The 24,548-nt window shown below is 69.0% G+C and carries 24 protein-coding genes and 1 riboswitch; of the genes, 18 read left to right on the plus strand and 6 right to left on the minus strand.

Annotation, left to right across the window (positions count from 1 at the left end; all coding sequences use genetic code 11):
* Window positions 1-594 precede the first annotated feature (594 nt).
* A riboswitch (cyclic di-AMP (ydaO/yuaA leader) is annotated at window positions 595-746 on the plus strand.
* A gap of 2 nt (window positions 747-748) precedes the next feature.
* From E7Z53_RS18570 to E7Z53_RS18610, 9 genes are all read left to right on the plus strand, one after another.
* Window positions 749-1,366 carry a C40 family peptidase gene (locus E7Z53_RS18570; protein ID WP_062737368.1) on the plus strand — a complete coding sequence of 206 codons (618 nt, stop codon included), beginning with the start codon at window positions 749-751 and terminating at the stop codon, window positions 1,364-1,366.
* Window positions 1,367-1,796: 430 nt separating this feature from the next.
* Window positions 1,797-2,165, plus strand: a complete 369-nt coding sequence (locus E7Z53_RS18575) for an ArsR/SmtB family transcription factor (protein ID WP_062737367.1) — start codon at window positions 1,797-1,799, stop codon at window positions 2,163-2,165.
* Window positions 2,162-3,076: a cation diffusion facilitator family transporter gene (locus E7Z53_RS18580; protein ID WP_062737366.1), complete on the plus strand. Its 915-nt coding sequence runs from the start codon at window positions 2,162-2,164 to the stop codon at window positions 3,074-3,076. The genes E7Z53_RS18575 and E7Z53_RS18580 overlap by 4 nt, the downstream gene beginning before the upstream one ends.
* Before the next feature lie 53 nt (window positions 3,077-3,129).
* Window positions 3,130-3,813 (plus strand): DsbA family protein, encoded by a 684-nt coding sequence (locus E7Z53_RS18585; RefSeq protein WP_062737365.1) that lies wholly within the window; start codon window positions 3,130-3,132, stop codon window positions 3,811-3,813.
* A gap of 4 nt (window positions 3,814-3,817) precedes the next feature.
* A complete protein-coding gene (locus E7Z53_RS18590; protein WP_229587029.1) occupies window positions 3,818-5,818 on the plus strand; it encodes a cytochrome c oxidase assembly protein in 2,001 nt (666 codons plus the stop codon).
* Entirely contained in the window at window positions 5,811-6,458 is a 648-nt protein-coding gene (locus E7Z53_RS18595) for a vitamin K epoxide reductase family protein (RefSeq protein WP_095650760.1), read from the plus strand. The genes E7Z53_RS18590 and E7Z53_RS18595 overlap by 8 nt, the downstream gene beginning before the upstream one ends.
* A gap of 375 nt (window positions 6,459-6,833) precedes the next feature.
* The gene (locus E7Z53_RS18600) at window positions 6,834-8,087 is read left to right on the plus strand and encodes a cytochrome P450 (protein WP_217905958.1); all 1,254 of its coding nucleotides are present in this window, start codon (window positions 6,834-6,836) and stop codon (window positions 8,085-8,087) included.
* Window positions 8,084-8,365: a hypothetical protein gene (locus E7Z53_RS18605; RefSeq protein WP_095650758.1), complete on the plus strand. Its 282-nt coding sequence runs from the start codon at window positions 8,084-8,086 to the stop codon at window positions 8,363-8,365. Before E7Z53_RS18600 ends, E7Z53_RS18605 begins: the two co-directional genes overlap by 4 nt.
* A gap of 66 nt (window positions 8,366-8,431) precedes the next feature.
* Window positions 8,432-9,100 (plus strand): hypothetical protein, encoded by a 669-nt coding sequence (locus E7Z53_RS18610; RefSeq protein WP_176338570.1) that lies wholly within the window; start codon window positions 8,432-8,434, stop codon window positions 9,098-9,100.
* A gap of 569 nt (window positions 9,101-9,669) precedes the next feature.
* Here E7Z53_RS18610 and ccsB read toward each other — a convergent pair.
* From ccsB to E7Z53_RS18635, 6 genes are all read right to left on the minus strand, one after another.
* A complete protein-coding gene (gene ccsB / locus E7Z53_RS18615; protein ID WP_095650756.1) occupies window positions 9,670-10,749 on the minus strand; it encodes a c-type cytochrome biogenesis protein CcsB in 1,080 nt (359 codons plus the stop codon).
* Between the two features lie 13 nt (window positions 10,750-10,762).
* The gene (gene resB / locus E7Z53_RS18620; protein ID WP_176338571.1) at window positions 10,763-12,511 is read right to left on the minus strand and encodes a cytochrome c biogenesis protein ResB; all 1,749 of its coding nucleotides are present in this window, start codon (window positions 12,509-12,511) and stop codon (window positions 10,763-10,765) included.
* A 49-nt stretch (window positions 12,512-12,560) separates the two neighbouring features.
* On the minus strand, window positions 12,561-13,190 hold the full coding sequence (locus E7Z53_RS18625) for a TlpA family protein disulfide reductase (protein WP_062737359.1): 630 nt from the start codon (window positions 13,188-13,190) through the stop codon (window positions 12,561-12,563).
* 314 nt (window positions 13,191-13,504) lie between these two features.
* Window positions 13,505-13,630, minus strand: coding sequence for a hypothetical protein (locus tag E7Z53_RS20540; RefSeq protein WP_255219693.1), 126 nt, complete (start codon window positions 13,628-13,630; stop codon window positions 13,505-13,507).
* 13 nt (window positions 13,631-13,643) lie between these two features.
* Window positions 13,644-14,579 (minus strand): cysteine synthase A, encoded by a 936-nt coding sequence (gene cysK / locus E7Z53_RS18630; RefSeq protein WP_176338572.1) that lies wholly within the window; start codon window positions 14,577-14,579, stop codon window positions 13,644-13,646.
* A gap of 81 nt (window positions 14,580-14,660) precedes the next feature.
* Window positions 14,661-15,410 carry a cytochrome c biogenesis CcdA family protein gene (locus E7Z53_RS18635; protein ID WP_095650753.1) on the minus strand — a complete coding sequence of 250 codons (750 nt, stop codon included), beginning with the start codon at window positions 15,408-15,410 and terminating at the stop codon, window positions 14,661-14,663.
* 81 nt (window positions 15,411-15,491) lie between these two features.
* On the opposite strand from E7Z53_RS18635, the gene E7Z53_RS18640 reads away from it, so the two are divergent.
* The 9 genes from E7Z53_RS18640 (at window position 15,492) to E7Z53_RS18680 (ending at window position 24,545) form a co-directional block, all read left to right on the plus strand.
* Window positions 15,492-15,878, plus strand: coding sequence for an ArsR/SmtB family transcription factor (locus E7Z53_RS18640; RefSeq protein WP_062737356.1), 387 nt, complete (start codon window positions 15,492-15,494; stop codon window positions 15,876-15,878).
* Window positions 15,875-17,824 (plus strand): heavy metal translocating P-type ATPase, encoded by a 1,950-nt coding sequence (locus E7Z53_RS18645; protein ID WP_095650752.1) that lies wholly within the window; start codon window positions 15,875-15,877, stop codon window positions 17,822-17,824. Before E7Z53_RS18640 ends, E7Z53_RS18645 begins: the two co-directional genes overlap by 4 nt.
* Window positions 17,821-18,336 carry a signal peptidase II gene (gene lspA / locus E7Z53_RS18650; RefSeq protein ID WP_062737354.1) on the plus strand — a complete coding sequence of 172 codons (516 nt, stop codon included), beginning with the start codon at window positions 17,821-17,823 and terminating at the stop codon, window positions 18,334-18,336. The genes E7Z53_RS18645 and lspA overlap by 4 nt, the downstream gene beginning before the upstream one ends.
* A gap of 351 nt (window positions 18,337-18,687) precedes the next feature.
* Window positions 18,688-19,035: an ArsR/SmtB family transcription factor gene (locus E7Z53_RS18655; RefSeq protein ID WP_095650751.1), complete on the plus strand. Its 348-nt coding sequence runs from the start codon at window positions 18,688-18,690 to the stop codon at window positions 19,033-19,035.
* A 237-nt stretch (window positions 19,036-19,272) separates the two neighbouring features.
* Complete coding sequence (locus E7Z53_RS18660; RefSeq protein ID WP_062737352.1) at window positions 19,273-19,878, plus strand: cadmium resistance transporter; 606 nt, start codon at window positions 19,273-19,275, stop codon at window positions 19,876-19,878.
* 179 nt (window positions 19,879-20,057) lie between these two features.
* A complete protein-coding gene (locus E7Z53_RS18665) occupies window positions 20,058-20,681 on the plus strand; it encodes a class I SAM-dependent methyltransferase (protein ID WP_255219695.1) in 624 nt (207 codons plus the stop codon).
* A complete protein-coding gene (locus tag E7Z53_RS18670; protein WP_062737350.1) occupies window positions 20,678-21,214 on the plus strand; it encodes a DinB family protein in 537 nt (178 codons plus the stop codon). Before E7Z53_RS18665 ends, E7Z53_RS18670 begins: the two co-directional genes overlap by 4 nt.
* Before the next feature lie 300 nt (window positions 21,215-21,514).
* Window positions 21,515-22,960 carry a mercury(II) reductase gene (gene merA, locus E7Z53_RS18675; RefSeq protein ID WP_095650749.1) on the plus strand — a complete coding sequence of 482 codons (1,446 nt, stop codon included), beginning with the start codon at window positions 21,515-21,517 and terminating at the stop codon, window positions 22,958-22,960.
* A 235-nt stretch (window positions 22,961-23,195) separates the two neighbouring features.
* Window positions 23,196-24,545 (plus strand): dihydrolipoyl dehydrogenase family protein, encoded by a 1,350-nt coding sequence (locus E7Z53_RS18680; protein ID WP_095650748.1) that lies wholly within the window; start codon window positions 23,196-23,198, stop codon window positions 24,543-24,545.
* Window positions 24,546-24,548 lie beyond the last annotated feature (3 nt).

Here is a 24,548-nt window from a genome sequence, read left to right on the forward strand (position 1 = left end):
GGCAGAAGAAGGCGAAGGAGGTGATCAGGTACATGTACCCGATCGTCTTGTGGTCGGTGGAGGTCAACCACTGCACCACCATCCGGCCTTTGGAGCGCGGCACGACCGTCGGGTGGGCTGTGCTTCGGAGCTGGTCGGCGGTGTAATCATAAATAGCCATGCGGTCTCCTCGGGCCCAAATGCCGTACGTATTCAAACGCCGATTACCGTAGCGCACATAGCTGGAGCTGCTCGGGGACGATTCTTGTACCGCCATCCGTGGAAATTTCCCTGACATCGGCCACCGAGCCTTTTAGGGCGGCACGCGTCCCCGCCACAGCGCGGTCAACGGCTCCCCGTACCGTCCGCACGCACCACAAAGGCATGTGCCGCCCGCCACGAGGCGCCATAATTTGCAGGACATTAATAGGAAAAAGTCGAGAAAAATTTACAACTTCATCAAATCTTGATTGTTTTCTTTATAGTTCCTATACATTCCCGAATGGGATTGTGATTGTTTCGTGATCTTCTTGTACTCTTCGATGCGTGCCGGCCACTGATCCTGTCGGCGCCTTCGGGCACATCGCCGAATTCTGCCGGTGCCCGAGGTTCATTACACAGAAACTGCTTGGCAGAAGCGGGGGAACCACATGCGGTCCCGATGATTCGGGTCCTAGGGGTTAAGTCGCCAGAGCATCCCGCCCTGCGACCGGGTGTCTCCCACCCGCATCCGACAGCTCACCTCGTAGGCAAAGGGAGGAGTACATCCATGGCATTCTTCAAGCACACTTCTGCTCGTCACCGCGCCGAGACCCCCTCGTGCCGGGCGCGTAACACCACCATCGCTGCTGCTGCTGGCGTGGCAATCCTTGGATCCGTGGCCCCGGCCCAGGCCTATGCGGAGCTCCCGGCTGCCCCGGCCGCCACGTCGTGGGCCCCGGCTTCGTCCTCTTTGGGGAGCCAGGGCTCCTACGTCACCCCGGCCCCGGTGGCGGCGCAGACGGCTTCGAGCGTGAGCCCGCAGTCCACCGCGATCACCGAGATCGCCCCCGCCACTGGCGGCATCGTGGGTACGGCCATGCAGGGTGTGGGCACCGGCTATGTCTGGGGCGGCACTTCCTTCGGTGCCTGGGACTGCTCTGGATTCACCGGGTGGGTCTACGCCCAGCAGGGTATCGATATTCCCCGCACCAGTTTCCAGCAGATCGCAGCCGCCACCCCGACCTCCACTCCGCAGCCCGGGGACCTGGTGTCTCAGAACGGTGGCAACCACATCGGCATCTACATCGGTGGCGGCAAGATGGTCTCTGCGCTGAACCCGACCCAGGGCACCTTCGTCCACTCCGTCAACGCCATGCCCCTCGATGGGTACTACACCTACCGCTGAGCTTCGCCCCACCAGTGGTGGCCGGTTGACGGGAGGCCTTCCGTCAGGTGCGAAGTGCTCCGAGAGGATCGTCATCGGCGACATATTTGGGGTACTTCGTGCCTGGATCGCAGAGTCGATCGGTCGCCACGGCCCGGCCGCCTTGCACCCGGTCGGGAAACGGCGCACGGGCGGGCTGCCCAGCGGAGCAGCGCAGAAAGTGATCATGGGCTCCACCCGTCTCCTGCCGGAGGCAGACAATCGCCTTCCCTCCCCGCAGGGGCATTGCGGCAACGGCCGCACGAGGTGCCGTGGTGGTTCGAGGACGGGGGCGCCGCAGTGGCGGACGGCACCCCCATCCGCCCACACCGTAGGGACACAAGCTGGACATTGCCCGAGCCTCGCTCGACCCCGCCCCTCTTTGATACAGATTCTGCTGTACGGTTGTGGCATGAGGATCTTGTCCCCGGTCGAGGTGATGTCCCGGTTCGGCAAAGCACTGGCCGATCCCACCCGGGCCGCGGTGCTGCTGCAGCTGCAGCAGGGCCCGGCGGTGCCCTCGGAACTGGCGGCCCAGATCGGGGTGAGCCGGCAGATCCTGTCCAACCACCTGGCCTGCCTGCGCGACTGCGGGCTGGTCGTGGGCGTGCCGGCCGGACGCAATGTGCGCTATGAGCTCTCGGACCCGAAGCTGGCCCACGCCCTGGAGGACCTGCTGGGCACGATTCTCACCGTCGAGGCGGTGTGCCAGTGCGGCACGCCGGAGTGCGCCGCCGAGGAGCTCGCCGGTGCGGCCAGCACCCAAGAGGTTCCGGCGTGAGCGGTGAGCACGATCACGCCCACGGTGCCACCGGGCGGCGGGGAAAGCTGGCAGTAGTCTTCGCCATCACCGCCACGATCATGGTCGCCGAGATCATCGGCGCGGTGATCTCGGGCAGCCTGGCGCTGCTGGCCGATGCCGGGCACATGTTCACCGACTCCGCCGGGCTGCTGATCGCGCTGATCGCGGCGACCCTGGCCCTGAAGCCGGCCACGGACAAACGCACCTGGGGGTACAAGCGGGCGGAGATCGTCGCCGCGGCCGCCCAGGCCTCGGTGCTGCTGGCCGTGGGCGGGTTCGTTGCCGTCGAAGGTATCCGCCGGCTGCTGGAGCCCCCGGAGGTCGAGTCTTCGGCCATGCTGTGGTTCGGGGTGATCGGGCTGGTCGGCAACATCATCGGGCTGATCATCCTGGCCTCGGGGCGGGGAGAGAACCTGAACATGAAGGCCGCCTTCCTGGAGGTCGCCAACGACGCCCTGGGCTCGGTGGCGGTCATCGTCTCCGCGATCGTCATCGCCACCACTGGGTGGACCCAGGCGGATGCGATCGTGTCCCTGCTGATCGCCGCCCTGATCGTGCCCCGGGCCCTGATTCTGCTGCGCGACACCATCGAGGTCCTGATGGAAACCACTCCCAAGGGTCTGGATCTGGATGAGGTCCGCACCCGCCTGGAGTCCCTGCCCCACGTGGTGGGGGTGCACGACCTGCACGCCTCACGCATCGACTCCGACACCCCGGTGCTCTCGGCCCACGTCACCGTCCACGACGGCTGCCTGAGCGCCGAGCACGCCGGTGTCGTGCTGGCGGATCTGCAGGCCTGTGTGGCCCGTGACTTCGACGTGGCCATCGAGCACTCCACCTTCCAGATCGAACCGGCCTCCCACCGCGGGGACGAGACTCTCCGCCACTAGAACCCCTCCACTCCCGGTATGCCCTGCTGCCTGAGACAGAACGGAAACCCCTTGTGAGCACTACCGCCAGTACGAGCGCCCCCCAGCGGAAACCCTCGAAGGCCAAGATCCTCGTGTGGATCCTCCTGGTCGCCATCGTGGCCGCCGTGGCCATCCCGATCCTCATCGCCCGTGCCAATTCCACCCCTGAAGTACCCGAAGATGTGGGGCAGCTGGTGCGAGAGAACAGCCGAGTGCTCTCGAAGGCCCCGGATGAGCAGGCGGTGCTGGTGGAGTTCCTGGACTACGAGTGCGAGGCCTGCCGGGCCGCCTACCCCTTCGTCGAAGACCTGCGGGCCGAGTACGGCGACACCGTCACCTTCGTGCACCGCTATTTCCCGTTGCCGGGTCACCGCAACTCCGTCAACGCCGCGGTGGCCGTGGAGGCCGCCGCCCAGCAGGGACAGTACGAGGCCATGTATCAGCGCATGTTCGAGACCCAGGCCGAATGGGGGGAATCGGCCGAGGACCAGAGCGCACTCTTCCGCGGCTTCGCCGAGGACCTCGGCCTGGACATGGCCGCCTTCGATGCCGCGGTGGCCGACCCGGCCACCGAAGAGCGGATCAAGCTCGATGTGGCTGACGGTGAAGCCCTGGGCGTGGCCGGGACCCCGACGTTCTACCTCGACGGAGAAGTGCTCAACCCCGAATCCCTGGAAGCCTTCCGGGCCGCTGTCGAGACCGCAGCCACCGACTGACCCGATGACCAGTCCATCCCGCACCACCACCACACCACCGCCCGCCCCGTCGGCGCCGGCCCTGGCAGTGGTTGGACGGCGCCGGGGCGTCGCCACCGCTGCTCTCATCGTTGTCGGCCTGATGACCCTCACCGTGCTGTGGGTGGCCCTGAGCTCCTCCGGGGCCACCGCGGCCCGGGAGGTGCTCGATCCCGGGGCGATGGTGCGCTGGGGACTGCCGGCGGCCACGACCGTGCACCATCTGGCCATGTCCATCACCTGGGCAGGGCTGGTCTTCGCCACCACCGTCGTGCCCCGGTCCACCCCGGCCCACGGCGCGAGAACACCCGGAGCCGAGCACCCGGCCTTCGCCCGGGTGCTGAACGTGGCCGCGGGGGCGGCGGCGGTGTGGACGCTGGCCGCGGTGGCGATCATCGTGCTCAGCTACGCCGACACCATCGGTGCCCCCGTCTCGGGCTCGACCGAGTTCACCGGACAGCTGGGCTACTACGTGACCCGCCTGATTCCCGGCCAGGCGTGGGCGGTGACCGCGGTGATGGCCGCGCTCACCACCACCTTGGCCGTGCTCGCCCGCTCCCCGGGGCCGGTGACCGCCACCACCGTGGTGGCCCTGGCCGCCGTCATTCCGCTGTCCCAGCTCGGGCACGTGGCCGGGGTCGATGACCACAACGGGGCCGTCAACGCTTTGGCCCTGCACCTGCTCGGGGCCGGGATCTGGACCGGCGGGATCATCGTGCTCGCCCTGCTCGTCCCGCTGTTGACCACCCCGCAGGCCACGCACGGCGTGCTGGTGCGTTTCTCCGCCCTGGCCGCGGTGGCTTTCGTCGTGGTGGCCGTCTCCGGGGTTATCAACACCGTCTACCGGATCGGTGGGTGGGACGGGCTGGCCTCCGGCTACGGGGCACTGGTGATCGCCAAGACGATCGCCACCGTGGCCCTGGGGGTGCTCGGGTACCTCAACGGCCGGGTCATTGCTGCCGGGCCTGCGAGCCGGGGCAGGGTGTGGCGGCTGATCACCGTGGAGGCCTTCATCCTCTGCGCGGTGATGGCCCTGGGCGTGGCCCTGGGGCGCACCCCCACCCCGGTGCCCCTGGAACGGGAACCGGACATCACCGCCGCCGAGATCCTCACCGGCTACCTGCTGCCCCCACCGCTGAGCGCCTCCGGGTGGGTCACCCAGTGGCGCCTGGACTGGCTGTGGATCGCCGTGGCGATCCTCGCAGCCTGCCTCTACCTGGCCGGGGCGCGACGCCTGCGCTACACCAGGACACCGTGGCCGGTGGCGCGCACGGTGGCGTTCCTGGCCGGACTCGTGCTGCTGGTCTATGTCACCTGCGGGCTGCCGGCCGTCTACGCCCCGATCCTGTTCAGCATCCACACCACCGCCCACCTGCTGCTGGCCTTCCCGGTGCCGTTGCTGCTGATCGCCGGACGACCCGGGCTTCTGGCCGCGGCCCTGGTGCCGGCCCGCACCGACGGCTCCACCGGGGCGCGCGAGCTCACCACCGCATGGCGCACCTCCCGGACCGGGGCGCTGATGGCCCACCCGATCCCGGCCGCGGTCCTGGTCCTGGCCGGGCTCGGTGTCTTCTACTACACCCCCGCCTTCGCCCTGGCCCTGCACACCCACGTCGGCCACGAACTGATGAATACCACCGCCCTGGTCCTGGGCCTGATCTTCGCCGCCGCCGTGCTGGTCCCACCACGCGACCGGGCTGCGGTGCACACCCAAGCTCTGACGCTGGTCGGGACAGCCACCGCCCTGGGGCTCTGGGCGGGGGCCACCGCCCTGTCCCCAGCGCTGATCCAACCGGAGTGGTTCTCCGGGCTGGGGAGGGACTGGGGCCCCGCCCCGCTGGCGGACCAGCAATCCGCGGCCAGCTCCATCCTCCTGGCCGGGGCCCTGCCCCTGTTGGCCACCGCCCTGGCCGTCCTGGCCCGAAGACCCCAGGCCGACACCCCTGTCATCGACAACGGAACCGTCAAGGACACCCACCATGGCTGACCCCACCACCAGCACCACCCATCACACCGACGCCGGCCCGGCCACCGAGACCCACCTGCCCGGCTTCGCCCGGTACCGGCCCTTCGCGGTCCTGCTGCTGGTGACCGGGGTGATCGGTTGGATCGCCTCCGGTGTCCTGGTGCTCGAGCGCCTGGCCCTCTACCGCGACCCCGGCCACGTCACCAGCTGCGACATCAACCCCTGGGTCTCCTGCGGGCAGGTCATGGGCACCTGGCAGTCGGAACTGTTCGGCTTCCCCAACCCGCTGATCGGCATCGTCGCCTTCGCCGTGGTCATTACCACCGCCATGGCGGCCCTCTCGGGGGCGCGGTTCGGGCGCTGGTACTGGATCGGGCTGCAGGTCGGGGTCACCGCCGGGGCGGTGTTCGCGATCTGGTTGTGGTCCCAGGCGCTGTTCTCCATCTACATCCTGTGCCTGTACTGCATGATCGTGTGGGCGGCGATGATCCCGCTGACCATCCTGCTCACCATCCGCAACATGGTCCACGGCATCATCCCCGCCCCGCCCGGGCTGGCCCGCTTCGCCGCCGACTGGGCCTGGACCCTGGTCGCCATCACCTACGTCGCGGTGGCCGCCTCGGTGTTCTTCCGCTTCTTCACCGCCTTCACCGGCCTCTGACACCCACCGGTCGCGGTGCTCCCACGGGGGTCGACACCGTCGACGGTGTCAGACCCAGCTTGCCCATCAGACTCATCATCCGTGGCCCATGTTCCGCTGACAGACATCGGGTGATCGCCGGCCGCGTCCGGTCGGACGCGTTGCATCAGGTCGCCATCGCAGGGGCTCGGGATCCCGTCTTGGAAGGTATTACCGCTGTAGCGCTTCGATCGGCATCTGACGTTGGTACCTCGCCAGGGTAATGTCATCCTTCAGTCGCGATCATGCTTTCCGAGGTCCGAGGTCCGAGGTCCGAGGTCCGAGGTCCGAGGCCACGATGCCGCGAGTCCACCGTGAGAGGGAGTCCTGATGGGACGCATGGCGTACGACCGCAGTATGGACAGCACCCTGGCCTTGGCTTGGCAGGGCTATGAGTTCGTGTCCCGGCGGTGTGAACGGTACGGAACCGATGTGTTCCAGACCCGCCTGCTGCTGGAGCCGACGGTGTGTCTGCGCGGTGCGGAGGCCGCACAGGTCTTCTACGACGCCGACCGGTTCCAGCGACGAGGTGCCTTCCCAATGCGGGTGCAGAAGACGCTGCTCGGTGTCGGTGGCGTGCAGGGCCTAGACGGACAGACCCACCGGGCGCGCAAGCAGATGTTCATGGATCTCATGACCCCGCACGACATCCGTACTTTGACGGGCCTGGTCGCCGACGGCTGGAGAGCCCGGATTCCTGTGTGGGAAGCCGCCGACCGCATCGTGCTGTACGAGGAGGTCGGGCAGATCCTGTGCCAGGCGGTCAGTAGCTGGGTCGGTGTCCCCGTCACCGAGTCCCAGGTCAGGGGCCGCACCCAGTCCTTGCACGCCATGATCGACGCTCCCGCTGCGGTCGGTCCCCGGCACTGGCGGGGCCGGCACGCCCGCCACGGGGCCGAACAAGCCATTGCGGACCTGGTGGATCGGGTACGCCGCGGGGAGCACGCTGCCCCGGAGGGCAGCGCCTTGCAGGTCGTGTCCACCCACCGCGAGCCTGGCGGGCAGCTGTTGGGCAGCCGGATTGCCGCGGTCGAGCTGCTCAACCTCGTGCGTCCCACGGTCGCGGTCGACCGCTTCATCACCTTCGCGGCCTTGGCCCTGCACCAGCACCCCCAGTGGCGAAGCCGGTTGCGCCAGGGCGAGGACCGCGACGCCGAGCTGTTCGTTCAGGAGGTCCGCCGCTTCTATCCTTTCTTCCCGATGGTCGGTGCTCGGGTGCGCACCGCCTTCGATTGGCAGGGCGTGCACTTCCCCCAGGGGCGCAGAACGCTCCTGGACCTATACGGCACCAACCACCACCCCGACCTGTGGGAGAACCCCGAGATCTTCGATCCGGACCGCTTCACCACTTGGGACGGCGGCGCCTACGGTCTCATCCCACAAGGCGGCGGGGATCACCACATCGGCCACCGATGCGCGGGGGAGTGGATCACCATCGCCCTGATGAAGACGGCGCTGGCCATCCTGACGCGGGAGATCACCTATGACGTCCCGTCCCAGGATCTGCGGATCAGCCTGCGCCGCATGCCCACCCTGCCATCCAGCGGATTCGTGATCTCTAACGTGCGCTCCGTACCGTCGAGCGCAACGGTGGGGGGAGGGCCGCGATGACGTGGGTGTGGGTGGTGGGCTTGGTCTTGGCGGCATTCGCCACCCGCTGGGGCGCCGAGCAACTGGCCGCTCCCCTGAAGGCGGTACGGCAGCGGTACGGGTTCACCGGCGCCGCCGGCGGCCCACTGGTCGCCCTCGGCAGCGCCAGCCCCGATGTCGGCATCAACGTCGTCAGCGCGGCCACCGGGGCCGGATCGATCGGACTGGGCAGCATGCTCGGCTCCACCGTGGTCTCGATCCCGATCACCGTCGCGGTCGGCTACGCGGCGTTTCGGTAGAACCGGGCGACCAGCGACAAGAAACCTGCCGAGCAGGGCGAGGGCCTGCGGATCGAGAAGGGCGCGGTGCTCATCGACGCACTGCCCTACCTTGCCGTCGTCGCCCTGTTCGCGGTGCTCATCCTGCCTCCGGCCTGGCGAGGGCTGCAGCCGATCGATGGCTTGATCGCCGTGGTCGCATACGTCATCTACCTCGGGCAGGCCCTCTTCCGCGGTCGTGGCGGCGAACGCGGTCAAGTCTCGTGGTCGGGGAAACAGACCCTGCTGACGCTCGGCGGTGTAGCCGCACTTGCCGTGGGTTCCTACGTCCTCGTCACCGGAACCCAGCAGATCGGTTCAGCGCTTGGCCTGGCACCACTGGTCAGCGGGCTGTTCATCACCGCGTTCATGACTACTCTGCCGCAGGTGTTCACCACCTGGTCCGTGGTCCGCAGTGGGCAGGTGACCAGCGGGATCACCAGCGTCTTCGCCGACCACACCATGACCTTCACGCTTGCGGTGCTGCCTCTGGCGATCGTGACCGTGCCGGTGCAGAACTACCCGGTCGTGCTCACCGTCATGGCTTTCGTTGCGCTCATGCCGGTACTCTTCGCCGTTCTGAGCTACCGCCGCGAACGCCACGACTCCTACGGGTTCATCCTCCGCGATGTCGTCATGCTCGGTGGGGCTCTGATCGCATATCTCCTGTGCACTGCCGCCGTTCTCTTCTTCCTGGCCGGAGCCGGCGGCCGCTAATAGGGCGAAACCTGGGACAGAGCCTCCACGGGACCTGGTGCGATTCACTCCGGCACGTGGTTCGCGTGCATGTTACTGGGGGGAAGCCTTAGGTGAATGCCAACCGCCTCCAGGGCGCTGACTCCGCTTGCAGCAACGGGAGTTCCGGAGGATTTCTCCTCGGCTGCTTCTTCGATGCTGCCGGTATATCCGGGCAGCACCAGAGCGCACCCCAGGACGAGGGCGGTGATGGTGGCAGAGCGCTTCACGGGTGACCTTTGCTGGATGTCTGAGTACCGGGCACCGGCACCGGCCGGTCGATGCGCCAAGAAGATATCCGCCTGGCCGTGGTGGTGCCTGGATGGGCGCTGCGAAAGGGGTCCTTCTCGGGCCCGGAAATCAAGGAAGTGCTGGGGCGGGGTGCCGTGATCGGGACGCCATCGCAGGGCGGCGCCGGGAGTATCCCTGATGCGCGCCCCAGCGCCGCGGGGCAGCGGCCCATGGGTTCTTTCCGTGCCTGTTTCTGCAATCCGTTCCCTGCTGGATCACGACGAATCCCGCCCCGTAGCTGGCGGTCTACGCCGCCGGGGTTACAGCCCGGAGTAAGAGTGCAGGCCGGTGAAGACCGTGTTGACGACGGCGAAGTTGAAGATGACGCACAGGTATCCGACGATGGACAGCCAGGCTGAGCGGGTGCCGGTCCAGCCGCGGGTGGCCCTAGCGTGCATGTAGGCGGCGTAGACGACCCAGATCACGAACGTCCAGACTTCTTTGACGTCCCAGCCCCAGTAGCGGCCCCAGGACTGCTCGGCCCAGATGGCGCCGGCGGCCAGGGTGAAGGTCCAGAACGCGAAGCCGATCGCGTTGAGCCGGAAGGACAGGTTCTCCAGCGCCTGGGCGGAGGGCACCATGCCCAGGAAGCCCATGCCGGGGGCCTCACCGGCCAGAATGGCTTTCTCCCGGCGGGCCTGCAGCAGTTGGAGGACGGCCATGGCGAAGGTGATGGTGAAGATCCCGGAGGCGGCCACGGCGATGGACACGTGGATCACCAGCCACCAGGACTGCAGCGCGGGGACCAGCGGGCCCACCGGGGTGGGGAAGCCGATGGTGGCGGCGGTGAGCATGATCACCACGAGCCCGGTGACAAGGGTGCCCACGAAGCGCAGGTCCCTCAGCAGCAGCGCACCCAGGTAGACCCCGGCCACGACGAGTGCCCCGGTGGTGGCGAACTCGTACATGTTGCCCCAGGGCACCCGTCCGGCGGCCACCGCCCGGGCCATCACGGCCACGGCGTGCAGGGCGAAGGCCAGGACCATGACGGTCACGGCCGCCCGGGCCGCTGGGCGGCGGGTCCCGGTGTAGCGCATGGAGGAGTCAGCGACGTGTTCGGCCAGCACCGACTGGGCGGAGGCCGGGTACCCGCGGCCGCGGTCACCGGTGCCCAGCCCGGCCCGGGAATCATCGGCCTCCACCGTGTTCACCGTGGCAATGGTTGCCGCGCCGACCAGTTGCCCTTCCGAGCTGTTGTGTTGCTCGGGGCGGGTCCTGCGCAGGATCTTGGAGTGGGAGGCCATGTCCCAGGCGAAGGCCACGAAGGCCACCAGGTAGGTCATGGCGGCCAGGAGCATGAACAACTGGCTCCAGGCGCCCAGGTCCTCATTGACGGTCATCGGTGGTGTCCTCTCAGTTGTGGGCCGGGCCGCTGCGGGCCCTGCTCGTTTTGGGGTGTGCGGCAGCGTCAGCGGGCGGGGGCGCGGTGCCCCACTGCTGGGTGAACAGCTCGCCCAGCCGTTGCGCCTCGGCCGCCAGCCGGGGGTCCTCCCCGCGAGCCAGCAGACCGTACTCCAGGATTGTGGCTGGGGCCCCGTCCTTGTCGAGGCCTTCCGAGGCCCTCACCCAGAGGCGGCGGCGGGCGATGAACATCGACATCAACAGGCCCGTGAAGGCCAGCACGAAGGACACGAAGGCGCCCGTCCGTCCCGGGTCGTAGACGATGTCCAGGCCCACGTAGCGCTTCACGTCGAGGAACTCGATCGTGCCTTTGCCCTGGGGCAGCTCGTAGACCGGGTCCGCGGCATCCAGGGTGATCGGCCCATCGGGGGTGAGCATGCCGTTGAGCTCGGTGAGCCCTTCGACGTCGAGGGCGTAGACGTTCTGGGGGACTCCGGAGTCCAGTCCGAGGTCCCCGGAGTAGGAGGACAGGATCAGCTTCGGGTTGGCCAGTCCCGGATCCGCCGACCGCGGGAGCCCGTCGGCCCCGGTGACGGCGGTGGGCAGCAGCAGGCCGGTGAAGCCCAGCTGGTCCGGGGCGGCGTCGGGGACCTTGAGCACGAGTGAGGAGGTGTAGACCCCGTCGGAAGGAATGCCCACCACCGGCCCCTCGAAGGCGACGTCGCCGTTGCCGTCGGTCACCCGGATCAGGGGGGCGTAGCCGTTGCCGATCAGGAACGACTTCACCCCGTCGACGTTGACCGGGGCGTTGACCTTCAGGGTCTCCTGCCGCGGCTGTCCTCCGGGTTGCTGGACGGTGACCTCGGCGGTGAAGTCCACCGGGGTCCCGTACTGGCTGGGAACGGCGGTGTCGCGGTAGAACTCGACCTCGAAGTTCTCCAGAGTGAGAGAGAACGGCTCCAGCTGGTCGGCGTCGAAGTTGGTGCCCGGGATGAACGCGTCGTAGTTGATCAACGAGTTGGCGAACGAATCGCCCTCCACGAGGATCTTCTGGCCCTTGAAGCCGAACAGGGACCCCACGGCCACGGAGACCAGCACGCCCAGCAGCGCCAGGTGGAAGACGACGTTGCCGACCTCCTTCCACATTCCCCGCTCGGCGGCCACCGACGGCGCCGGTCCTCCTGTGTCGCGCACGGCCACCCGGTAGCCGCGCTTGCCCAGCAGGCGGGCGGCCTGGGCCACGACCTCGTCCGGGGCCGGGGCGTCCGCGGGCCCACCGAGGACCAGGCGGCGGTGCTCGGGCAGCCGTTCCAGCCGTTTAGGGGTGCGCGGGGGCTGCGCCCGCCAGGCCCGCCAGTGCTTGCCCGCCCGGGGCAGTACGCACCCCACCAAGGAGACAAACAGCAGGATGTAGATCGCGGAGAACCACACGGAGGAGAACACGTCGAAGAACTGCAGCCGGTCCAGCCACGGGCCCAGGGTCGGGTTGGCATCGATGTAGTCGGCCACCGCACCCGTGTCCTGGATCCGCTGCGGGAAGGTCGAGCCGGGCACCGCCGCCACCGCCAGCAACAGCAGCAGGAACAGGGCGGTGTTCATCTTCGTCAGCTGCGCCCACGCCCACCGGGCCATCCCGACCGGCCCCAGCGCCGGCAGCTCGACATCCCTGGGGTTCTTGCCGGGTCCGGTGGGCGAAGAGCCTCGGGGGCCCCTGCCGGGGGTGTCCTCAGGGGTGCTCTGCCTGCTGCTAGTGGTGCTCATGGTGACCTTTCAGCTCCCTGTGCGGGGACGGCGGAGGGGGTGCCGGAAGTCATGCTGTCTCGGCCACCGTGTCCTCGAGGAGGGTCTCGAGGATGGACCGGTCTGCGATCCCGAGGATGCGGGCTGCGACCCGGCCTTGGGCGTCGAGCACCAGCGTGGTGGGCACCGCCCGCGGGGGCACATAGGCGTTCAGGGCCATCACCACCTTCCCGTCCTTGTCTTCGAAGGAGGGGTACGGGATCCCGAAGGTCCGCTCGAAGGCCTCGGCCGTGGCCTGATCATCGCGCAGGTTTACCCCGTAGAAGGCGATCTGCCCCTCGAACTGCTGGGCGAGTTCGGCGAGGTCCGGGGCCTCCACCCGGCACGGAGGGCAGGCCGCGTACCAGAAGTTCAGCAGCGCGGGCTTCCCCCGCAAGTCCTCGGCCGAGAGCTCGGTCCCATCGAAAAGGGTGCCGCTGAACTGCACCGGCTCCCCCCGCTGATCCGGGGCGTACTCCGAGACGGTGCCGTCCCCGGCGATGTAGCCCTTCTCATCTCCCGTGTTGGCCTGTTGGGCCAGGGGATCTTCCTCCGCACCGCAGCCGGCCATGACCACCCCGAGGACTCCTGCACCGGCCAAGGAGAGCACACGGCGGCGGGACGGGTGGGTGGGCAGTGAAGAGTTCGAGGGCACGGGCATTTCACCTCAGGGTCGAAACGGGCTCGGGGACGGGTAGGGGCTGACCCCGGAAACGATGAACCGGGAAGCCGATAGGCCTCTGAGCGCAACACGGCGGGCCTGTTGTCGAGGACCTGAGGCGCACGCCGGCACACTCAGAGATGATCGTTATACGTCGATCATAGCAACGGGAATCACCGTTGCCGTCGGGGCGGCGACCACCGGCTGCGGGGGCATTGGCTCTCCGGGCAATGGCGATGCGGCCCGAGACGGAGGTGCCGCGGTTAGGGCGGACTCCAGGGAATGACCACGCGCAGTTCTCCTCCGGCGGACAGCTACGGGGACTCCAAATCGAGGGCGAGACCCACGTGCCCCAGGCCGTTCTCGGCCAGCACGCGGGCCATCAGCTCGGCCTTAGTGATGGCTTGCGGCAGCTGCGGATCGGTGATGTGGGTCGGCAACCCTGGCAGGGCCTCAGCCGCGGATGTCCTCGTAGAGCAGCGTCGAGATGTAGCGCTCCCCGAAGTCGCACACGATCGCCACGATCAGCTTGTCCCGGTTCTCCTCCTTGGCGGCCTCCTGCAGGGCGGCCCAGACGATGGCGCCCGAGGAGATCCCGCCGAGGATGCCCTCCTTGGTGCCCAGCTCGCGGGCCACCCGCACGGAGTCCTCGACGCTCACGTCGTAGACGTCGTCGTAGATCTCCCGGTCGAGGTTGTCGGGCACGAAGTTCGCGCCCAGGCCCTGGATCTTGTGCGGGCCGGCCTTGCCCTCGGTCAGCAGCGGGGAGTCGGCCGGCTCGACCACGAGCAGGCGGATGTCCGGCTTCTGCTCGCGCAGGTAGCGCCCCGCCCCGGTGATGGTCCCGCCGGTGCCCACGCCGGAGACGAACACGTCGACCTCGCCGTCGGTGTCCTCCCAGATCTCCGGGCCCGTGGTGGCGTAGTGGATCGCCGGGTTGGCCTCGTTGGCGAACTGCTTGGCCAGCACGGCGTTCTCGGTCGACTCGACGATCTCCTGGGCCTTCTCGACCGCCCCGCGCATGCCCTCCGTACCCGGGGTGAGCACGATCTGGGCGCCGTAGGCGCGGAGCATGACCCGCCGCTCGGTGGACATGGTCTCGGGCATGGTGAGGATCACCTTGTAGCCGCGGGCCGCGCCGACCATGGCCAGGGCGATGCCGGTGTTGCCGGAGGTGCCCTCGACGATCGTGCCGCCGGGCTTGAGCTTCCCGGACTTCTCGGCGGCGTCGACGATGGAGACCCCGATGCGGTCCTTGACGGAGTTCGCCGGGCTGTAGAACTCCAGCTTCACGGCCACGTTGCCGGGCAGGCCCTCGTCGAGCCGGTTGAGGTGGACGAGCGGGGTGCGACCCACGAGCTCGGTCACGTCGTGGTAGATCTTCGCCATGGTGTGCTCCTGGGTGGTGGTGTGGTGAATCGGTGGGTGTTGGGATTCGGTGCGTCACAAGCCGGGGATGTTCTCCCGGGCTCAGACAGGAGTGATGAAGGTGCCGGCGAGGCTTTGGAGCTGATAGATCCACTGCATCCAGATCCCGGTCACCATCAGCAGCCCCACGGCGATCAGTACGGAGCCGCCGGCGATGTTGAAGGTGCGGATGTTGCGGCGGATGTAGCTCAGGGTCGTGGTGACCCAGTTGAGCCCGGCCGCGACCAGCACGAATGGAATGCCCAGGCCCAGGCAGTAGGTGAAGCCCAGCAGGGCTCCGCGCCAGGCCCCGCCGGTGGTGGTGCTCAGCGCCAGCACCGCACTCAGGGTCGGGCCCATGCAGGGGGTCCAACCCAGGCCGAAGACCACCCCGAGCAGCGGGGCGCCGGCGATGCCGGTGCGGGGTTGGAAGGACAGCTTCTTGGTCTGCTGCAGGAAGGGGAACTTCCCGACCAGCACCAGGCCCATGAGCGCCACGAACACCCCCAACACCCGCATCAGCGGATCCTGCCACCGCACCAACCAGCCCCCGATGGCGCCGAAGGCCGCCCCGTAGACAGTGAACACGGCCGCGAAACCCAGGATGAACAGCCCCACCCCGGCCAGCACCCGCCGCCGGTTGTCGGCCCGGGTCGGATCGGTCAGCCCGGAGACGTAGCCGAGGTAGCCGGGCACCAACGGCAGGATGCACGGGGAGATGAAAGAGACGATCCCGGCGATCACCGCCAAGGGCACGGCGATGAGCAGGGCCCCGGAGTTCACCGTCTCGGCGAAGTAGCCGCCAATCGTCATCACCATCTCCTCGGGCCAGGGGGCGCCCTGAGACTACCGCACATGACCACTGTCAGCCCAAAACACGGTTATCATCGGTCCATGACGATTTCAGAGTATGTTCCGGATGCCCCTTGTGAGGTGTTGGATCCGGCGGCGGCGTTGTTCCACTCCCTCAGTGACCCGACCCGGCTGGCGATTGTGCAGCGCTTGGCTTCCGGGGAGGTGCGGGTGCGTGATCTCACCAGCGAGCTGGGGCTGGCCCAGTCGACCGTGTCCGGCCATGTGGCGTGCTTGCGTGGTTGCGGGCTGGTGCAGGGTCGGGCGCAGGGGCGCAGCGTGTACTACTCGCTGACCCGCCCGGAGCTGATGGACGTGCTGGCCGCCACTGAGGTGCTGCTGGCGGCCACCGGCAACGCCGTGAGTCTGTGCCCGAACTACGGGCTGGATGCCCGTGACACCCCCCAGATTCAGGAGATCACCCGATGAGCGATGCCTGCGGATGCAGCGACGAGAAGAACGAAACCGGTGAGGCCGGGGAGGAGGCCGAGGGCTTCTGGCAGGTGCGCGAGGTCCGGTTCGCCGCCGCGGCCGGGGTGCTGCTGCTGGCCGGCTGGATCCTGTCGCTGGCCGGGGTTCCTCTGTGGGTGGCGCTGAGCCTGGAGACGGGCGCGCTGCTGGCGGCCGGATGGACGTTCGTGCCCTCCACGCTGCGCCGGCTGGCCCGGGGCAAGATCGGGGTCGGGACCCTGATGACCATCGCCGCCGTCGGAGCGGTCGCCCTGGGGCAGATCGAGGAAGCGGCGATGCTGGCCTTCCTCTACGCCATCGCCGAGGCCCTGGAGGAGTACTCGGTGGCGCGCACCCGGCGCGGGCTGCGCGCGCTGCTGGAGCTGGTCCCGGATCAGGCCACGGTGCTCCGGGCCGGGGTGCAGGTCACCGTGCCCCCGGCTGAGCTGGTACTGGGGGACCGGATGGTGGTGCGGCCCGGGGAGCGGGTGGCCACCGATGGGCGGATCCTCACCGGGCGCACCTCCCTGGACACTTCGGCGCTGACCGGGGAGTCCGTGCCCGTGGAGGCCGGCCCCGGCGCGGAGGTCTACGCCGGGTCCATCAACGGCACCGGCCCGCTGGAGGTGGAAGTCACCAGCACCGCCGAGGACAATTCCTTGGCGAAGATCGTGCACATCGTCGAGACCGAGCAGTCCCGCAAAGGCCCCGGCCAGCGACTGGCCGATGCGATCGCCAAACGCCTGGTGCCGGGCATCCTCATCGTCGCCGCCCTGATCATCGCCTACGGGTTCATCGTGGGGGAGCCGGTCCTGTGGTTCGAACGCGCCCTGGTCGTGCTGGTCGCCGCTTCCCCGTGCGCCCTGGCGATCTCGGTGCCCGTCACCGTGGTGGCCTCGGTCGGAGCCGCCAGCCGCATCGGGGTGCTGATCAAGGGCGGGGCCGCGGTGGAGACCCTGGGCAAGATCGGCACCATCGCCTTGGACAAGACCGGCACCCTCACCCGCAACGCCCCGGCCGTCATCGAGGTCGCCACCGCTGGCGGGGTGGACCGGCAGCAGGTGCTGGGGCTGGCCGCCGGGTTGGAGGCCCGCAGCGAACACCCCCTGGCCCGGGCCATCCTCGCCGCCACACCTGAGCGGGCCGAGGTGACCCAGGTGGACACCGTGCCCGGGGCCGGGCTCTACGGCACCCTGGACGGCGCCCGCCTGCGCCTGGGCCGGCCCGGGTGGATCGACCCGGGGCCCCTGGCCGCCGAGATCGAGCGGATGCAGCGCTCCGGGGCCACCGCCGTGCTCATCGAGCAGGACGGGAAGGTTCTTGGGGCGATCGCGGTGCGCGATGAGCTGCGCCCGGAGGCCCGGGAGGTGATCACCCGGCTCAACCGCGCCGGGTACACCACCGCGATGCTCACCGGGGACAACACTCTCACCGCCCATGCCCTGGCCGCAGCCGCCGGGATCACCCAGGTCCACGCCGACCTGCGCCCGGAGGACAAAGCCGAGATCATCCGCACCCTCAAGGCGCAGCGCCCCACGGCGATGGTCGGTGACGGCGTCAACGACGCCCCCGCCCTGGCCACCGCCGACATCGGCATCGCCATGGGCGCAATGGGCACCGACGTGGCCATCGAGACCGCCGACATCGCCTTGATGGGCGAGGACCTCCACCACCTGCCCCAAGCCCTCGAGCACGCCCGGCGGACCCGCTCGATCATGCTGCAGAATGTCGGGGTGTCCCTGGCGCTGATCGCGGTGCTGATCCCCCTGGCCCTGTTCGGGATCCTCGGGTTGGCCGCGGTGGTGCTGGTACACGAGGTGGCCGAAATCCTGATCATCGCCAACGGGGTACGCGCCGGGCGGATCTCCCGCCGCACCCAGCTGCCCACCGCCCAGCCCGCACCGGCTCTGGAACCGGCCGCATGAGCGCCCCCGTCGCCGGGCAGGTCGGCCCTTCGTCCCGATCTGCTCGCCGGTCCCGGACCCTCTTGCTGGCCGGGGCAGCGGCGCTGGCCACCGTCGATCTGATTCTCAAAGCCGTGACCTCAGCCCGTCTCACCGACGGGACCACGGTAGATCTGGGGCCGCTCACGCTGCAGCTGCACCACAACACCGGGGTGGCCTTCAGCCTCGGGGCGGCCCTGCCCTCCTGGGTCATCATCGCCGCGACCGGGGCGATCATCGCCGGGCTGATCTGGTATTTGCTCGTTGCGGCACCCACCCTGACCGGGCTGGCCCGTACCGGAGCGACCCTGATGCTCGGGGGCGCTATCGGAAACTTCCTGGACCGCCTCGACGGGGGAGGGGTGGTGGACTACCTGCACACCGGGTGGTTCCCCACCTTCAATCTCGCCGACGTCTTCGTCACCACCGGGGTCGGCCTCTTGATCCTGGGTACGCTGCTGGCTCCGCGCCCCCAGGACATCTCCGCCGAATAGCCCCCACCTGCTCATCGCGTAACGTCAGGGCCGCCGAGACCTCCTCGGCGGCCCTGGCCCAGGCCACCACGGGTCCCGCCCCGGGCCTTTACTCGTCACGCCCATGCCCGCCGCTCTTTGGCCACAGCCACCGCAGGCGAGGCCCCCGGGCCGCCCGTCGCACCGAGCCGATGACTATCTCAGACCCCTGCACGGCGGCCACAACAGCTTCTCTGCCGGGTAGGCTCGGGTCGAGGCAGTCTCCAGCCCGAGACCCACCACTCCCTGGACAAAAGGCCCTGCACCGTCCCTTGCGGGCAACGTCAGATCCACCCCGTCCAATCAATCGGACTTAGGCGATAGGATCGGGTCATGACGAACACTAGTTGTACGACCGGCCTGGCCCCGGCCGTGGCCCTGTTCCACTCCCTGTCCGATCCCACTCGCCTGGCCATCGTGGGGCGCCTGGCCGGCGGTGAAGCCCGAGTGCGGGACCTGGTGGAGGAAACGGGCCTGGCTCAATCCACCGTCTCGGCCCATGTGGCCTGCCTGCGCGAGTGCGGGCTGGTGGCCGGACGCACCGAGGGGCGGCAGATCTTCTACGCTCTGACCCGCCCGGAGCTGATGGATGTGCTCGCCGCCGCCGAGACCCTGCTGGCAGCCACCGGTTCCCAGGTCGCGCTGTGTCCCGCCTACGGCACCTCCACCCAAGAACACTGACAAATACATCACCCTCACCGGGCCCGCCCACGCACTGAGGGTGAAAGCGGGTGCTGATGCGCCTTCGGGTGCCCATGACGGGCGCCGCGACCCATACCCGGTGACAGTGCCCCGGTGATGGTGCCCGGGGCATCGGCTCCCGGCAGCCTTCCCCTGCCTGCTGCGCTCGGCCGCCCGACCCAGCGCAGCACGCCAGGTCCCGGTCGGCGGTTCTCCCCACTGAAGAAAAGACAGGTTATGGAACTCATCTCCCCCGTGCTGCAGGCGATCGGCCTGTTCGCGGCCACCAACATCGACGACATCATCGTGCTCTCCCTGTTCTTCGCCCGCGGAGCCGGGGCCCGCGGCACCACCGCCAAAATCGGGATCGGCCAGTACCTGGGCTTCGGCGGCATCCTGGTCGCCTCCGTGCTGGTGACCCTGGGCGCCAGCACCTTCCTGCCGCCCGAGGCCATTCCCTACTTCGGCCTCATCCCCCTGATCCTCGGCCTCATCGCGGCCTGGAAGGTCTGGCGCAGCGACGACGATGATGACGATGACGAGGGGAAGGTCGCCGGCAAACAGGTCAGCATCTGGACCGTCGCCGCAGTCACCTTCGCCAACGGCGGGGACAACATCGGGGTCTATGTGCCCGTATTCGTCACCGTGGGCCCCACCGCGATGGTGGCCTACTGCATCGCCTTTTTGGCCATGGTCGCGGTGCTGGTGGCTATCGCCAAGTACGTGGCCACCCGCAAACCCATCGCCGAAGTCCTGGAACGATGGGAACACATCCTGTTCCCGATCGTGCTGATCGGCCTGGGCGTGGTCATCCTCCTCGAAGGCGGCGCCTTCGGCCTCTAACCCATCCGCCTGCTGAGCTCAGCCCTACGACGGGACCCCGGCTCCCTCGGGCCCGCCCCCGGGCGGTGTGAATGGCCAGGTCGCCCCCATCCTTTGCCTAAACGGTTCACTACCGTCGATCGTGGAACTAGGCTCGGCGCACACGATGCGTACGCCGAAAGGTGGAAACCATGCCGAGGATGTCCGCCTTAGAGGCCTCTTTCTGTCGCAGCGCGCCATGGGGCCTTGTGGCCCGGCGGATGGTTCCTTGGGCGACCCAGGGGTTCCCCGTCACCGGGGACGTGCTGGAGATCGGTGGAGGCAGCGGTGCGATGGCCGAGGCCATCGCCCGAGCCCACCCCCGGGTGCGGCTCACCATGACCGATGCCGACCCGGTGATGGTCGAGGCCGCGCAGGACCGCCTGGCCGGACACCCCTTGGTCCAGGCGCGTCAGGCCGATGCCACTCGGCTGCCCTTCGAGGACGAGTCGTTCGACACGATTCTGAGCTTTCTGATGCTCCACCACGTCATCGAGTGGGAACACGCGGTGACCGAGGCGGCCCGAGTCCTGCGACCGGGCGGGGCCTTCGTGGGATACGACCTGCTGGCCTCACCGATGGCATCCCTGGTGCACCGTGCCGACCGGTCACCGCACCGGCTCATCGAACCGGAAGCCTTCGGACCAGTCCTCGACCAGGCCGGCCTTGCCCCACTCGCCCTCCGGCTGTCCTTCGGCGGTCGGGTCATACGTTTTATCGCCCACAAGCCAGGCAATGCCCAGAACGCTCCCGGCAGCGACATCACTTCCAGGAGCAGCCGATGAATAGCGCGCCCATCACCCCCGGAACCATCCATGAGGAGCTGGAGCGGGTCCGCGCGGACTTCCACGCCCTGGTCACTGAAGCGACCCCTGCGGATGTGCACCGGCTCTCGTCAGGCACCCGGTGGACCAACGGGCAGCTGCTGTTCCACATGTTCTTCGGCTACCTGATCGTGCGGCGCCTGTTGCCGCTGGTGCGTCTGATGGGTCGTCTCCCCGAGCCGGTCAGCCGCACCTTCGCCCGGGTGCTGGAGGCCGGCACCCGGCTCTTCCACCTGATCAACTACTTCAGCGACCGTGGGGCCGCGCGGGTGATCCACGGTCCGCGGCTGATCCGGTGGTTCGACCGCACCGTCGAGGTCCTGCAGGCCCAGCTGGAGACCGAGGCCGCGGCCGCACTGGCCCGTGGGATGCACATGCCCGTGTCCTGGGACCCGTACTTCCGGGACTGGATGAGCCTGGCCGAGATCTACCACTACGGCACTCAGCACTACGACCATCACCGGCAGCAGCTGACCATCGGCCGGCCATCCTGAGGAGGCCCCTGAGGAGCTGAGTAGTGCGGTCGGGACGGCCCAGTGGGCGTCCTGCGTTCTGGGCGGGATCGCCACGTCAGGGTCGACCAGGCTGATGCTGATGGGGCCATGAGCCTGGGGTGAACCCACCGTTGAACCCGCCCGGCGCCCGAGGGTCAGTATTCAGCCGGCACCGGCAGGGGGCTGTTGTCGCAGTGACACCTTGACCTCCCCCTGTGGGGGAGGGTGCAGGCTGGGTCGGAGAAGGGCACACGGAAAGTTTCCGGTGGGAGTGGTCCTCACCGATTTGCGGAGGTTGTCATGGGTGGAACTGCAGTGATCGAGACGGATCTGGCCATCATCGGTTCTGGTGGTGGTGCTTTCGCCGCGGCGATCCGGGCAACGAGCCTGGGCCAACGGGTGGTGATGGTGGAGCGGTCCACGGTGGGGGGCACCTGTGTGAACACCGGGTGCGTGCCCTCGAAGGCGTTGCTGGCCGCCGCCGGCGCCCGCCATGTGGCCCTGGATGCCTCCGGTCGGTTTCCCGGGCTCGCCGCCTCGGCTGGCCCGGTGGACATGCCGGGGCTGATGGCGGGCAAGGACGGGCTGGTGGAGGGGATGCGTTCGGAGAAGTACGTGGATCTGATCGCCGACTACGGGTGGGATTTGCGCCGCGGGGAGGCCGCCTTCACCGGCACGGCCCAGGACCCGGTGCTGGAGATCACCGGCCGCGGCGGGGCGGTGGAGGAGGTGCGGGCCGGCCACTACCTGGTGGCCACCGGCTCGGCCCCGTGGGCTCCGCCGATTCCCGGGCTGGAGGATGTCGACTACCTCACCTCCACGACGGCGATGGAGCTGCCGGAGGTCCCGGAGTCGATGATCGTGCTCGGCGGCGGCTATGTGGCCTTGGAGCAGGCTCAGCTCTTCGCCCGGCTGGGCTCGCAGGTCACGGTGCTGGCCCGTTCCCGGTTGCTGTCCGGGGAGGAGCCGGAGGTCTCGAAGACCCTTATGGGGGTCTTCGCCGATGAGGGCATCCAGGTGCTGCGCCGGGCCGCGGTCGAGTCCGTGGGCACCGATCCGGCCACCGGGGGTGTCGTGGTGGCCGCCACCACCCGGGCCGGGCGCCAGGAGTTCACCGCGGACCGGTTGCTGGTGGCCACCGGGCGCCGGGCGGTGACCGAGGGCCTGGGCCTGGGCACGGTGGGGGTGGCCACCGGGGGGCGGGGGGAGATCCTCGTGGAGGACACCCTGGCGAGTTCGCACCCGCGGATCTGGGCGGCCGGGGATGTCACCGGGCACCCGGAGTTCGTCTACGTGGCCTCCGCCCACGGGGTCACCGCGGTGGAGAACGCCTTCCACGGCGCGGGACAGCGGGTCGACTACACCCACCTTCCCCGGGTCACGTTCACCTCCCCGGCGGTGGGGGCGGTGGGCATGACGGATAAGCAGGCCAGGGAGGCGGGCATCCGGTGTGAGTGCCGGGTGCTGCCCCTGGAGTACGTGCCGCGGGCGCTGGTGAACCGTGACACCCGGGGGTTCATCAAGATCGTCGCCGACGCCGACACCGGGCGGATCGTGGGGATCACCGCGGTGGCCCAGGAGGCCGGGGACCTGGCCGCGGCCGGGGTCTACATCTTGTCCGCGGGGATGACGGTGGACCAGGTGGCGACCTTGTGGTGCCCGTATCTGACGATGGCTGAGGGTGTGAAGATCGCCGCCCAGTCCTTCCGCACCGATGTCTCGAAACTGTCCTGCTGCGCCGCCTGAGGCCCGGACCCCACCAGCCGCCCCCGCCCAGGGGGGCGACCGTGACCGGCCACGAGGCCTCTACGATGGCCGGCCGGGAGGCATCAGCACGGCTGAGCAGCGGCTCACCCAGGCCCCGCCGACCTCCTCCGCGACCGGGCGGGCGGTTGCGGACACCGCACACCCTGCCCGTGATGGGACGGGGCGCCACGACGAGTAGAGCCGAAAGATCCACCGCATCTGAAGGAGACACATCATGAGCGAACATTTCGACGTGGCCGTTCTCGGCATGGGACCCGGTGGTGAGGTTGCCGCCGGCCGGCTGCTGGCGGCGGGGAAGAACGTCGCCGTGATCGAGCGGGAGCTGATCGGTGGGGAGTGCGCCTACTGGGCGTGTATCCCCTCCAAGACGGTGCTGCGCCCGGCCGAGGCCCGCACCGAGGTGCACAAGGCCGCCGGGGTGTCCGGGGCTGAGGTGGACTGGGCCTCCACCCGGGAATACCGCGACTACATGATCCGTGACCTCGACGACTCCGCCCAGGCCGAGGGCTACACCGCCCAGGGCGCGACCGTGATCCGGGGCGAGGCCGGCCTCACCGGCCCGGGCCGGATCCGGGTCGGGAACCGGGAGATCACCGCCGAGCACATCATCATCGCCACCGGCTCCGAAGCGGTGATCCCCCCGATCGAAGGGATCGAGGAGATCACGGCCTGGACCAACCGGGAAACCTACACCACCCACGATTTGCCCGAACGCGCCGTGGTCGTCGGTGGCAGCGCCGTCGGGGTGGAGACCGCCACGTTTTTGGCCCGCTTCGGGGTGCAGGTCACCCTCATCCACCGCGGGGACCGGCTGCTGGGCCGGGAGGACCCCCGGGTGGGGGAGCTCGTCCACGACTACCTGGCCGAGGCCGGGGTCGACATCCGCCTGGGCGCCTCGGCCGCCAAGGCCCACAGGAACGGTGCGGACAGTATGGTGATCCTCGAGGACGGGAGCGAGGTGGCCGCCGACGTGGTGATCTTCGGCACCGGCCGCGCCCCCCGCACCCAGGGCCTGGGCTTGGAGGCGGCCGGGGCACGTCTGGGTGAACACGGTGAGGTGCTCATCGACGAGCACGCCCGGGCCGCCGACAACCTGTGGGCGATCGGTGACGTCACCGCGGTGATGCCCTTCACCCATGTGGCGAAGTACCAGGGGCGGATCGCCGCTGACGCGATCCTCGGCCGCCCGCGCCCCGCCAGCTATGTGGGGATCCCGCGGGTGGTGTTCGCCGACCCGGAGATCGCCGCGGCCGGACTCACCACCGAGCAGGCTCAGCACCGCGGGATCCGCACCACCGCCACCGAACTGGACCTGGCCCACGCCATCGCCCGCCCGTGGACCTACGAGCAGGACCCGCGCGGGCACCTGGGGCTGCTGGCCGACGCCGAGCGAGGGGTGCTGATCGGGGCGTGGGCGGTCGGCCCGCAGGCCGGGGAATGGATCCACCACGCCGCCCTGGCGATCCGGGCGCAGCTGCCGCTGGAGCTCCTGCGCGATCAGGTCGCCCAGTTCCCCACCTACCATGAGGCCTACCAAGCCGCACTGGATCAGCTCGAGGTCTAGGGG

The organism is Kocuria salina (assembly GCF_013368965.1).
In the GTDB taxonomy this organism is placed as follows: Bacteria; Actinomycetota; Actinomycetes; order Actinomycetales; family Micrococcaceae; genus Kocuria; species Kocuria rosea.